Source organism: Saccharothrix sp. DSM 118769 (assembly GCF_052936295.1).
Window position 1 is genome coordinate 1,211,227 of the sequence record NZ_CP193627.1, and the last position, 11,975, is coordinate 1,223,201.

Annotated in this window: 11 protein-coding genes; 7 read left to right on the plus strand and 4 right to left on the minus strand. The window is 75.7% G+C overall.

Annotation, left to right across the window (positions count from 1 at the left end):
* Positions 1 to 94: 94 nt before the first annotated feature.
* Positions 95 to 568: a MarR family transcriptional regulator gene (locus tag ACRAKJ_RS05820; protein WP_438919330.1), complete on the minus strand. Its 474-nt coding sequence runs from the start codon at positions 566 to 568 to the stop codon at positions 95 to 97.
* A 104-nt stretch (positions 569 to 672) separates the two neighbouring features.
* On the opposite strand from ACRAKJ_RS05820, the gene ACRAKJ_RS05825 reads away from it, so the two are divergent.
* From ACRAKJ_RS05825 to ACRAKJ_RS05850, 6 genes are all read left to right on the plus strand, one after another.
* Positions 673 to 1,284 carry an NAD(P)H-dependent oxidoreductase gene (locus ACRAKJ_RS05825; RefSeq protein ID WP_438919329.1) on the plus strand — a complete coding sequence of 204 codons (612 nt, stop codon included), beginning with the start codon at positions 673 to 675 and terminating at the stop codon, positions 1,282 to 1,284.
* Positions 1,285 to 1,379: 95 nt separating this feature from the next.
* Positions 1,380 to 2,378: a tetratricopeptide repeat protein gene (locus ACRAKJ_RS05830; protein WP_438919328.1), complete on the plus strand. Its 999-nt coding sequence runs from the start codon at positions 1,380 to 1,382 to the stop codon at positions 2,376 to 2,378.
* Positions 2,379 to 2,388: 10 nt separating this feature from the next.
* A complete protein-coding gene (locus tag ACRAKJ_RS05835) occupies positions 2,389 to 2,724 on the plus strand; it encodes a hypothetical protein (RefSeq protein WP_438919327.1) in 336 nt (111 codons plus the stop codon).
* 39 nt (positions 2,725 to 2,763) lie between these two features.
* On the plus strand, positions 2,764 to 4,938 hold the full coding sequence (gene secD, locus ACRAKJ_RS05840; RefSeq protein ID WP_438919326.1) for a protein translocase subunit SecD: 2,175 nt from the start codon (positions 2,764 to 2,766) through the stop codon (positions 4,936 to 4,938).
* Between the two features lie 53 nt (positions 4,939 to 4,991).
* The gene (locus ACRAKJ_RS05845; protein ID WP_438919325.1) at positions 4,992 to 6,152 is read left to right on the plus strand and encodes a lactate 2-monooxygenase; all 1,161 of its coding nucleotides are present in this window, start codon (positions 4,992 to 4,994) and stop codon (positions 6,150 to 6,152) included.
* 64 nt (positions 6,153 to 6,216) lie between these two features.
* The gene (locus ACRAKJ_RS05850) at positions 6,217 to 7,083 is read left to right on the plus strand and encodes a hypothetical protein (protein ID WP_438919324.1); all 867 of its coding nucleotides are present in this window, start codon (positions 6,217 to 6,219) and stop codon (positions 7,081 to 7,083) included.
* On the opposite strand, the gene ACRAKJ_RS05855 is transcribed toward ACRAKJ_RS05850, so the two are convergent.
* Both ACRAKJ_RS05855 and ACRAKJ_RS05860 read right to left on the minus strand, forming a co-directional pair.
* On the minus strand, positions 7,065 to 7,742 hold the full coding sequence (locus ACRAKJ_RS05855) for a helix-turn-helix domain-containing protein (protein WP_438919323.1): 678 nt from the start codon (positions 7,740 to 7,742) through the stop codon (positions 7,065 to 7,067). The two genes, ACRAKJ_RS05850 and ACRAKJ_RS05855, sit on opposite strands and share 19 nt — an antisense overlap.
* A 72-nt stretch (positions 7,743 to 7,814) precedes the next feature.
* Entirely contained in the window at positions 7,815 to 9,200 is a 1,386-nt protein-coding gene (locus tag ACRAKJ_RS05860) for a carbohydrate-binding protein (protein ID WP_438919322.1), read from the minus strand.
* A 204-nt stretch (positions 9,201 to 9,404) separates the two neighbouring features.
* Here ACRAKJ_RS05860 and ACRAKJ_RS05865 point away from each other — a divergent pair, with 204 nt between their 5' ends.
* The gene (locus ACRAKJ_RS05865; protein WP_438919321.1) at positions 9,405 to 10,223 is read left to right on the plus strand and encodes a DUF4253 domain-containing protein; all 819 of its coding nucleotides are present in this window, start codon (positions 9,405 to 9,407) and stop codon (positions 10,221 to 10,223) included.
* Between the two features lie 4 nt (positions 10,224 to 10,227).
* On the opposite strand, the gene ACRAKJ_RS05870 is transcribed toward ACRAKJ_RS05865, so the two are convergent.
* The gene (locus ACRAKJ_RS05870) at positions 10,228 to 11,892 is read right to left on the minus strand and encodes a bifunctional 3'-5' exonuclease/DNA polymerase (RefSeq protein WP_438919358.1); all 1,665 of its coding nucleotides are present in this window, start codon (positions 11,890 to 11,892) and stop codon (positions 10,228 to 10,230) included.
* Positions 11,893 to 11,975: the final 83 nt, after the last annotated feature.

The window sequence follows — 11,975 nt, forward strand, 5'->3', positions numbered from 1 at the left end:
GTCACAGCGTTGCACGGGGTGACCGATCCAGTCACCTGAGCGGGTGAAAAATGGCTGAACCGCAACGGATCGTGATAATTCGTCCGCCGCTGGACTAGAGGCAGGACCCCTGATCGGGGTGCCGGGCCGAGGCGATGAGCCGGTGCAGCAAGGTCCGCAGCACGTGCAGCTCGCCCGGGTCGAGGTCGGCGGTGAACCCCGCCTCGGCCTCGGCGTGCAGGCGCTCGACCTCGACCTGCACGGCCCGGCCGCGCTCGGTGAGCGAGGGCACCCGCACGCGCCGGTCGTTCGGGTCGGGCTTGCGCACGATCAGCCCCGCCCGCTCCAGGCGGTCCAGCTCGGCGGTCAGCGTCGTCTTGTCCACCGCGAGGGCGTGGCCGAGGGCGAGCTGGGTGCGCGGGAACTCGTCGTTGGACAGCGCGCTGAGCACCAGTTGCCCGCGCGCGGTGACGCCGTGCCGGGCCGCCGCCTCCTGCGCCACCGCACCCAGCTTCTGCGCCGCGCGGTGCAGGAGCCAGTTGAGGTCGGCCTGCCTGGCGCAGGCGGACTCGGTGACGGGTTCGGCCATGACCGGAATCATACGCCGCAGGTCAGACGTTCTCGCTTGAGAACATCTTGACTCGGAACTACTCAAGCCATATGTTCTCAACCAAGAACTTCTTGGGAGGAACCATGACCGAGCTGCTGCACATCGACACGAGCCTGCGCACGGGGGGATCGGTGTCCCGCGAGGTCACGGCGGCGTTCGCGCAGGCGTGGCTGGCCGCGAACCCGGACGGCGGCCACACCTACCGCGACCTGGCGGCCGACCCGCTGCCGCACATCGACGCCACGACGCTGGCCGCCCGCGCGGGGGCGGGGGACCGGACGCTGGAGGAGCGCGTGCGCGGCGAGCTGCTGGCGGCGGACACGCTGCTGATCGGCGCACCCATGTACAACTTCGGGGTGCCGTCGACGCTCAAGGCGTGGCTGGACTGGGTGATCGTGCCGGACCTGATCGTCGACCAGCGGACCGGCGAGGGGCCGTTGGTCGGCAAGAGGGTCGTCGTGGTCACCGCCCGCGGCGGCGCCTACTCGGCGGGCACGCCGCTGCACCGCTTCGACTTCCAGGAGCCCTACCTGCGGGCGGTGTTCGCGATGGTCGGGCTCGACCGGGACCTGGAGTTCGTGCACGCCGAGATGACCAAGGCGCACGACGCGCCGGAGTTCGCCGAGCACCGCGGCCACGCCGACGCCTCCCGCGAGGACGCCCACCGCGCGGTGCGCAAGCTCGCCGCCGCCTGACCCCGGCCGGCGGGAACCGCCCGGGGGTCGGTTCCCGCCACCGGTTCCGCATCACCCGGACGTGGGGGCTTTTCCGCGCTGTCATGCTGGGGGACATGCCGGAGCCGATCGCCGCGGCCGTGGTCCGCGCCGCCGAGCTCACCGCCCGCGGCCTGCCCCGGCAGGCGATCGACGTCCTCCGCCCCGTGCTGGCCGCGAACCCGCTGCACGCCGAGGCGTGGTGCCGGCTCGCCGCCGCGCACCTCGACGCGGGCGAACCCGACCCCGCGCTGACCGCCGCGAAGCGGGCCCTCGTGCTCGGCGGCGACCACGCGTGGGCGCAGCGCCTCGCCGCCCTGGCGCTGAGCGAACTCGGCAGGCACCCCGAGGCGACCGCGTCGGCCCGCGAGTGCGTGCGCCGCGAACCCGACGACTGGCGCTGCCGGGTCGTGCTCGCCGAGGTCCTGGCCGCCGACCCGGGCGGGCGGGCCGAGGCCGTCGAGGTCGCCCGGCGGGCCGCGCACCTCGCGCCCGGCGAGGCCCGCGCCCACCAGGTCCTCGGCGACGCGGCGCTGCGCGTGCGCGACTGGGGCACCGCCGAGCGCGCCTACCGCACCGCGCTGCGGCTCGACCCGCACGCCGACGACGTGCGCGCCAACCTCGCCACCGTGCGCCGCCGGCGCGGCGGCCGATCCGTCGAGACCCCCGGCGACGCGTTGAGCGCCGCGCACGCCCTCGTGTGGCCCGCGCTGTCGCGGCTGGCCGTGCTGCTGGTGGCGGGCGGCCTGCTGTTGCTGCTCGCGGGGATGCCCAGGCCGACGCCGGTGCTGGCCTGGTTCTCCGCCGCGCTGCCGCTCGGGGTCGTCGCGGTGGTGGGCGGGCTGCTGCTGCGGGCGCGCCGGGGCGTGCGGCGGGCACTGGCCCACCTGCCCCGGCACCGGCCGCGGGTCGCCGTCGTGGTGGTGCTGTTCGGCGCGGCGACCCTCGTGCTGGCCGGCTGGACGATCGCGCTGTTCCTGGGCGCCACCACGGTGCAGCCGCTGGTCATCGCCTGGCTGTGCGCGCTGCTCGGCGGGGCCGTCGTCGTCCTGGGCGGTGCCCGCCCGGACCGCTAGCCTGGGTGGCGTGACCCGGCGCGCCCTCCTCGCGGTCCTCGCGATGATCGCGGGCTTCGTCGTGTCCGGACCCGTGACCACCGCCCCGGCCGACCCGGTCGCCGTGTCGGCCGCGGTGGACGCCGCGCACCTGCCCGGCACCACCACCCGGTCGACCGCCGTGCACCCGGTGCAGCAGGTCGCGGGCCACCTCGGCCAGCCGCTGGACGGCGTCCAGCCGCCCGTGCACGCCACCCCCGCCCCGGTGCCGCGGGTGGACGTCGTCGACCCGACCCACCGCACCCCCGAGCGCGCCGGCCGCACCCCGCTCGGCGAACGAGCGCCGCCACCCACCTCCGGAACCTGAACCCCTCACCCGTTCACCTCGTCCGGAGGTCCCCCAGCCATGCCGCGCCCCAGCGCGCGGCGAGAACTCCTCGTCCGAGGGCTGCTGTCCCTCGGCGTGCTCGCCGCGTCCGCGTTCACCCTGCTCACCGTCCAACCGCGCCTCGGCCTCGACCTGCGCGGTGGAACTCAGATCGTTCTCGAAACCCCTCCCGAGGCCACGTCCGACGCCACCGACCGGGCCATGGAGGTGCTGCGCCGCCGCGTCGACGAACTCGGCGTCGCCGAACCCGTCCTCGCCCGCTCCGGCGACCACCGCATCGTCGTGGAGCTGCCCGGCGTGCAGGACCCGACCGAGGCCATCGAGGTCCTCGGCCGCACCGCCCAGCTGCGCGTGCAGCCCGTCACCGGGCCCGGCGACAAGCCGACGCCCGACGGCGACTCGGTCGCGCTCGGCGACGTCGTGATGACCGGCGAGGGCATCGAGGACGCCCGGGCCACCCCCAACCAGCAGGGCGTCGGCTACCTCGTCGGCGTCGACTTCCAGGGCGACGCCCCCGGCGCGTGGCAGCGGGTCACCGCCGACGCCGCGTGCGCCCGGCCCGGCGCGTACGAGCGGCGCGTCGCGTTCGTGCTCGACGACGAGGTGGTGTCCGCGCCGCAGGTCGACCCGTCCGTCGGCTGCGGCACCGGCATGATCGGCGGCAGCACGCAGATCACCGGCCGGTTCGCCCAAGCCGAGGCCGAGGAGCTGGCCCTGGTGATCCGCTCCGGCGCGCTGCCCGTGCCGGTCGAGGTCGTGGAGCAGCGCACCGTCGGCCCGACGCTCGGCGCGGACGCCATCGAGGCCAGCGCGCGTGCCGCCGTCATCGGCGTCGCCCTCACCGGCCTGTTCCTCGTGTTCACCTACCGGCTCGCCGGGCTCGTCGCGGTGCTCGCGCTCGTCGCCTACGCCGGCCTGTCCTACGCGGCGCTGCTCGCGATCGGCGCGACCCTCACCCTGCCGGGGCTCGCCGGGTTCGTGCTGGCGATCGGCATGGCGGTCGACGCGAACGTGCTGGTGTTCGAGCGGTCGCGGGAGGAGTACGCGCGCCGCAAACGCTTGCCCCGTTCGGTGGACCAGGGGTTCCGGGGCGCGCTGAGCGCCGTCGCCGACTCCAACACCACCACGCTGCTCGCCGCCGGCCTGCTGTTCTGGCTGGCCACCGGCCCGGTGAAGGGCTTCGGCGTCACGCTGTCCATCGGTGTCCTCGCGTCGCTGTTCAGCGCCCTGGTGCTGACCCGCGTGCTGCTCGGCCTCGTCGTGCCGCTGCTGGAGGAGCGGCCGTCCTGGTCCGGCCTGCACACCCTCGGCCGCGTCCGCACCTGGCTGACCACGCACGGCTTCGCCCTGTTCCGCCGCCCGGACCGCTGGCTGCTCACCGCCGGCGGCGTGCTGCTCGTCGCGGCGGCCGGCCTGCTCGCGCGCGGCCTCCAGCTGGGCGTCGAGTTCACCGGCGGCCGGGTGCTGGAGTTCACCGCGCCCGCGGCGGACGTCGGCCGGGTGCGCGCCGAGCTGTCCGCCGCCGGGTTCGGCGACGCCCAGGTCGTCACCTCCGGCACCGACGGCCTGTCCGTGCGCACGGGCCCGATCGACTCACCCGCCGCCGCCCGCGTGGGCGAGGCCGTCGACCGCGCCACCGGCGGGGCCGAGCAGCTCAGCAACGACCTCATCGGCCCCAGCCTCGGCTCCGAGCTGCGGCGCAACGCCCTGGTCGCGCTGGCCATCGCGGTCGCCGCGCAGCTCGCCTACCTGGCCGTGCGCTTCGACTGGCGGCTCGGCGTGGCCACCGTGGTCGCCCTGGTGACCGACGTCGTCGTCCTCGTGGGCGCCTTCGCCTGGCTGGGCAAGACCGCGGACGCCGTCTTCCTGGCCGCCCTGCTCACCGTCATCGGCTACTCGGTCAACGACTCGGTCGTGGTCTTCGACCGCGTCCGCGAACTCCGCACCCGCGGCGGCCCGTTCCGCGACGTGGTGAGCGACGCGGTGCTGCAAACCCTGCCCCGCACCGTGAACACGGGCATCGGCGTCCTGTTCGTCCTCGCCGCACTGCTCGTCCTGGGCGACGGCTCACTGGCCGACTTCGCCACGGCCCTGCTCATCGGCCTGGTGGCCGGCACCGCCTCCACCGTCCTCACCGCCGCGCCGGTGGCGATCCTCCTGAACCCCCGCGTCCCGGCCAGGACCAAGGCGTGATCCCCCGAGCCACCGCCCTGCCGAAGGGGGCGACCGTGTAGCAAGGTGTCCGCATGACGTCATTCGCCGCGTACCAGAACGAGATCTACCTCCAGGGCCTGGCGGGCACCGTGCCGCCGTTCACGACCGACCCCGAGGCGCTGGAGGCGTCCGCCCGGGAACGGCTCGGGCCCGGGCCGTTCTGGTACGTGGCGGGGGCGGCCGGGGGTGGGGGTACCGCTCGGGCCAACCGGGAGGCGTTCGACGACTGGCGGATCGTGCCGCGGATGTTGACGGACGCCACCGTGCGGCACCTCGGAACGACCGTCCTCGGCACCGAGATGCCCGCGCCGGTGATGTTGGCGCCGGTGGGGGTGCAGTCGATCCTGCACCCGGACGGCGAGTTGGCGACCGCGCGGGCCGCCGCCGGGCTGGGGGTGCCGTTCGTGCTGTCCACGGCGTCCTCGCACACGATCGAGGAGGTCGCGGAGGCGGCGCCCGACGCGGCGCGCTGGTTCCAGCTCTACTGGCCCAACGACCCGGACGTGGCCGTCAGCATCCTCGGCCGGGCGCGTGCCGCCGGGTACCGCGTCCTCGTCGTCACGCTCGACACGTGGACGCTCGCGTGGCGCCCGCACGACCTGGACCGGTCCTACCTGCCGTTCATCCGCGGCATCGGGACGGCGATCCCGTTCTCCGACCCGGCGTTCCGGGCGGGGCTCGCCGCGGCGCCCGAAGAGGACAAGCCGATGGCGATCCTGCGCTGGGTGCAGATGTTCACCGGCACGGACAAGTCGTGGGACCAGCTGTCCTTCCTGCGCGAGCACTGGGACGGCCCGATCGTCCTCAAGGGCATCCAGCACGTGGACGACGCGCGCAAGGCCGTCGACGCGGGGGTGGACGGCATCGTCGTGTCGAACCACGGCGGGCGGCAGGTGGACGGCGCGGTCGCCTCGCTGCACGTGCTGCCGGAGATCGCGGACGCCGTGGGCGAGCGGGTCGAGGTGCTGTTCGACTCCGGTGTCCGCTCCGGGGCCGACGTGGTGAAGGCGCTGGCCCTGGGGGCGAAGGCGGTGCTGGTCGGCCGGCCGTTCGCCTACGGCCTCGCGCACGGCGGCGAGGCCGGCGTGCGGCACGTGCTGCGCGGCCTGCTCGCCGACTTCGACCTCACGCTGGGCCTGTCCGGGCACCGCAGCCCGGCCGAGCTGAACCGCGAGGTGCTCCGGAAGCGGTGAGGGGAGGGGCGCGCGTCCGATCCGTTCAAGACGGCGGACCGCGCCCCCGCCTACCGTCGTCGGCATGATCGAAGCAGCACGCACCTTCCTCTGGCGGCACGCGCGCGTCCTCGAACAGCGCAGGTTCGCGTTCCTCTTCGACGGCGGCCCGGCCGAGCCGGTCGTGCACGCGGTCCTGTCGTACCGCAACGACGACGGCGGGTTCGGGCACGCCCTGGAGCCCGACGGCCGCGGCCCGTCCAGCCAGCCGCTGCACACCTTCACCGCGCTGTCGCTGCTGCACGAGGTCGGCGCGGCCGGCGAGCACGCCCGTGCCGCGTGCGACTTCCTCGCCGGGGTCACCGCCGCAGACGGCGGCGTGCCGAACAGCCTCGCCACCGCCGGCGACCACCCCAGGGCGCCGTGGTGGCAGGTCGGCGCGGACGGCGACCTGCTGATGACCGCGCTGCTGGCGGGCGTCCTGCACCGCGTGGGCGTCGAGCACCCGTGGCTCGACGGGGCCACCGACTTCTGCTGGTCACGCGTCGAGGGCCTGGACCGGTCGCACCCCTACGAGGCCGCCGCGTGCGCGCACTTCCTCGACGCCGTCCCGGACCGGTCGCGCGCGGAGGCCGCCTCGGAGCGGCTCGGGGCGCTCGTCCGCGAGCAGGGCCTGGTGGACCTCGGCGAGGGCCGGGCGCACGAGGGCTACGCCGCCGGCGAGACGCACAAGCCCCGCCAGTACGCGCCGACCCCGGACCACCTGGCCCGCCGCTGGTTCACCGACCGGGAGGTGGCCGAGGACCTCGACGCGCTCGTCGCGGCCCGGCAGGACGACGGCGGGTGGACGTTCGCGTGGCCGGCCTGGACCCCGATCACCACCTACGAGTGGCGTGCCGTCGTCACGATCGAGGCGCTGCTCACGCTGCGCGCCTACGGCCGGATCAGCTGACCCAGCGTCACGCCGGCCAGCTCGCGCACCTCCCGCGACAGGTGCGCCTGGTCGGCGTACCCGGCGCGCTGGGCGACCTCGGCGAACGCCACCCCGCGCCGCGCCGCCCGCACGGCCCGGTCGAACCGCAGCACCCGCTGGAGCACCTTCGGCCCGTACCCGAACGCCGCCAGGCACCGCCGGTGCAGCTGCCGCGTCGACAACCCCAGGTCGTCGGCCAGGCCGGCCGTCGTCGCGCCGCCCACGAGGGCCGCCACGACCGGGGCGACCAGGGGGTCGGCGGGGGACTCGCGGGCCCGGCGCACCGCCTCGGCCGCCAGCACCGCGCCGGGGTCGGCCGCCCGGGACAGCGCGTCCTCCAGCCGGTCGGTCGGGCCCCACAGCTCGGCCAGCGGCACCCGCCGGTCGCGCAGCACGTGCCCCGGCACGCCGAACACCGTGGGTCCCGCGCCCGGCCCGAACCGCACCCCGTGCAGCACGTGCGGCGCCGACGACGACATCACGTGCGCCACCGTGTCCGGTCCGGCGACGAACAGCTCGCCGGTGGACGAGAACATCACGTCCGTGCAGCCGTCCGGCACGACCCGGCCTACCTCGGGCACCGCCGACACCCGCTCCCACACGCAGGCGAGACCGGCGAACGGCCGTTCGACGTACACCCCGTCAACCTAACGCGGGGGTGGCGGGCCGTCGACGAGGACGACCGTCGACGAGGACGGCCCGCCACGCCGTCACGTGCCGAACCGGACCCAGTTGACGCTCACGAACGCGCTCGGCTGGCCGCTGGTGAACGTGACGTACACGTCCTGCGTACCGCCCACCCCGGCGATGTTGGCCGGGATCGTCCGCCAGCTCTGCCAGCCGCCGGTGTTGCCGACGGCGAAGCTGCCGATCGGCGCGGCGGTCGGGCTGCCCAGCCTGACCTCGACGAGCCCGCTCACGCCGCCCGCCGCGCCGGACGCCACGCGCGCCACGAACTGCGTGGCCGTGCGCGTCCCGAACCGCGTGCCGGAGAACCGCAGCGAGTCGCCGTTGCGCAGCTGCGCCACCGCCTGGCCGCCCTCGGCCGCCTCGACCGAGCCGCCGCTGCGGGAGGTCGCCGACTCGGCCTGCATGTCGGCGAACGCGTCCCACCCGCTGCCGCCCGGCGTGGTCGTGGTCGTCGTAGTGGTCGGCTGGGTGCCGCCGCCGGCCGACCACACGGCCACGTAGTCCACCACCATCGAGTGACCGGGGACGGTGGCCGCGGTGGGCGTGCCGAAGCCCGCGACGCCGTTCGGGAACGCGCCGCCCATCGCCAGGTTCAGCAGCAGGAAGTAGCCCGCGTGGCCGGTCATGTTGTTCCACGTCGTCGCGTCGAACTGGTTCTGGTTGACGCTGTGGAACTGCTGGCCGTCCACGTACCAGCGCAACGCCTTCGGGCTCACGCTCTCGTCCCACTCGAACCGGTACGTGTGGAACGCCGACTGGCACGAGGAGCCGGGGCACGCGCGGCTCGCGCCGAGGCCGTTCGTCTCGTTGCACGGCCCGCCCGGGTTGACGCCGCAGTGCAGCACGCCCCACACCGAGTTGATGCCGTTGACGTTCTCCATGATGTCGAACTCGCCGATGGCGGGCCAGTTCCAGTAGTTGCCGCGGTAGGGCTGGCCGAGCGCCCAGAACGCGGGCCAGTAGCCGAGCGCCGCGTCGCCGGTGACGTTCGGCATCTGGATGCGGCCCTCGATGGCGAGCTTGCCGCCGGCCGGCGGCTTGAAGTTCGCGCGCTGCGTCTCGACGCGCGCGGAGGTCCAGTTGCCGGCCCCGTCGCGCAGCGCCGTGATCCGCAGGTTGCCGGCGCCGTCGAGCTTGATGTTGTTGGTGGAGTTCGTGTAGTCCTGGATCTCCCCGGTGCCCCAGTTGCCCGGACCGCCCGGGTAGCCGTGGCCGAGGTCGAAGATCCAGTTCGAGGACGACGGCAGGGTGTTCGCGGCCCCGGTGAAGTCGTCGCTCCACTGGAGCGTCCAGCCGGGTGGGGTGGGCGGCACGGACGCGTCGGCCGACATCGTGGCGACGACGGCGAGCGGCACGGCCGTGATCACGGCGGCGGCGGTCGCGAGTGCGCGCCGTCGGCGGCTCATGCTGAGCACCATGCGCGGTGACCTCCTTGTCACTGTGTCCTGCTCGTGGGTGCTGCGCGCGACGGACCTTCATGAGAGCGCTCTCACAATGATCGTTCAAGGGGCTGATCGGCCGAACACGCGCGCATCCGCCGTGCCGGACCCCGAATCCCGGTCCCCCCGTTCCGGACCCGGGCGCCGGGCCGCGCGCCTACCATCCCGCTCGTGATCACCGAGCCGCCGCTGCCCGAGGACCTGAGGGCGTTGTTCGCCGACGACGCCGCCGGCCGGACCCTGTCCGTGCCGCTGCCGCCCGGCCGCGCCGTGCGCCCGGAGGACGGCGGCCGGCCCGCGTTCTGGCTCGGCGACGGCCCCGCGCCGGCCGGCCGGTGGGGCGCCCTGCGCGCCGGGCACGCCCGCTCCGGCCTGTGGCCGCTGCTCCTCGACGCCCTCGACGACGAGGACGAGGAGTACCGCCCGTGGGGCAACGGCGAGGTGGAGCCGGGCGCGATGTCGTCACCCGGCGCGCACGACCCGGCCGAGCTGCTCGCGACCTGGTGGGCCGAGCACGCGGCCGACGAGGACCCCGCCACCACCGCGCCCCACGACCGCTGGCCCGGCCGGGCGACCGCGCCCCGGGGCACCGCCGACCCGGGCCGCGTCGCCGACGACCTGGCCGAGGCGCTGCTCGCCGGCCACCCGTCGCTGCGCCTGGGCCTGGTCGCCGCGGACCGGGGCGCCGACGCGCTCGCCGTCGCCGGCTGGACCGGCCCGGCCAACCACGTCGGCGACACGGCGCAGGTCTCCGCCGTGCTGCGCGACTGGGAGGACCGGTTCGGCGCGCGCGTCGTCAGCGCCGGGTTCGACACCCTCCTGCTCGGCGTCGCCGCGCCGCCCACCACCCGGGAGGAGGCGCTGGCCGTCGCCGCCGAGCACTTCGCGCTCTGCCCGGACAACGTCCGGCAGGGCGGGGCCCCGAACACCCTCGCCGCCTACGCCGACCGCCTCGTCGGCGACCACTCGTGGGTGTTCTGGTGGGACTGAGCCCTCACTTGGCGTCCGCGTAGGTGTCCACCGGCACCGCCTTGAGCGGGAACTTGACCGGCGTGCCGGGGAAGACCAGGTCCGACGCCTCCTCGCCCGCCGCGACGACGTTCGCCGCCACCCGGTCCGCCTGCTCCGCCGGGCAGTGCACCAGCACCTCGTCGTGCTGGAAGAAGACGAGGTGCGCCTCCGGCGTGTCCTGGTGCAGCCGCCGGCGCAGCGCGCCCAGCAGCGCCGCCGTCCAGTCCGCCGCGCTGGCCTGGACCACGAAGTTGCGCGTGAAGCGGCCCCAGTCCCGGGCCGCCCGGCGGGAGCGGCGCAGCGAGTCCTCGTCGTCGTCCGCGCTGCCGGTGGTCTCGCGCCAGGCCGCCGACGGGGACGGGCTGGTCCGGCCCAGGCGGGAGCGGACGATCCGGCCCTGCTCGCCCGCCAGGGCCGCCGCCTCCACGTACCCGACGGCCTTCGGGAACCTGCGCCGGAGCACGGCCATCGCGGGCGCGCCGTCACCGCCCGTGCCGCCGTACATGGCGGACAGCATCGCGAGCTTCGCCCGGCCGCGGTCGCCGTCGAACGCCTCGGCGGCCAGCGTCGTGTAGAGGTCGTCGTCGGCGGACACGGCGGCGAAGTCGGCGTCCTCGGCCAGCGCCGCCAGCACGCGCGGCTCCAGCTGGGCCGCGTCGGCGGCGACCAGCTTCCACCCCGGGTCGGCGCGGACGGCGGTGCGCAGGACGCGCGGGATCTGGAGCGCCGCGCCGCCCCGGGTGGCCCACCGGCCGGACACCACGCCGCCCACCACGTAGTCGGGGCGGAAGCGGCCGTCGGCGACCCAGGTGTCCAACCAGGACCAGCCGTGCGCCACCCACAGCCGCGCCAGTTCCTTGTAGGCCAGCAGGGGTTCCACCGCCGGGTGGTCGACCTTCCGGAGCGTCCACGCGCGGGCGGACGGGACGTCGATGCCCTCGCGGGCGAACGCGCGCACGATGCCGGGCGGGTGGTCCGGGTTGACGGGCTTCCCGCCGAACGCGGCCGTGACGCGGTCCGCCAGCTCGGCCAGCACGCGGGGCCGCGCGCCCGGCGCGGGGCGGGGGCCGAGGGTGTCGGCGAGCAGCCGCAGGTGGACGTCCTCGCGCCACGGCAGGCCGTGGTGGGTCATCTCGGCGGCGGCGAGGGCGCTGGCGGACTCGGCGGCGAACAGCAGGCGCAGGCCGGGGTGCCCCAGCTCGGCGGCCCTGGCCCGCTGCGCCGCCCAGACCTCGACCACCGCGCCCAGCGGGTCCGCGTCGCCCGGCAGGGCCTCCCGCTCGGGCTCGAAGAGGGTGGGCTGGCTGGTGCGCTTGCGCGGCCCGTGGTCCTCCGGGACGGGCAGGCCGCGCAGCCGGGCGACGGCGGCGGCCAGCCCGCGCGGCTCGTGGTGGCGGTCCTGGTGGGCCAGCAGCAGGTGCTCGGTGTGCGCGAGGTCGTGGCAGCGCTCGACGCGGGCGCCGCGCGCCAGCAGCGCCGGGTACACCTCGGCGGTGGCGGGCCACACCCACCGGGGGCGGTGGCGCGCTTCGAGGTCGCGGACGGTGGCGGCCAGGTCGGTCGTGCGCACGACGGGGCCCGAGGGCGTGCCCGCGTCGGAGAGCGGGCGCACCTCGCCCGCGTTCTCCGCGTGGGACACCAGGGCCATGAGCACGTCCGGATTGTGCAGGGCGGGACCGACAGTCACCCGGCGGAGCGGCCGGTCACGGGCGGTCACCCGATCGTGCAGCA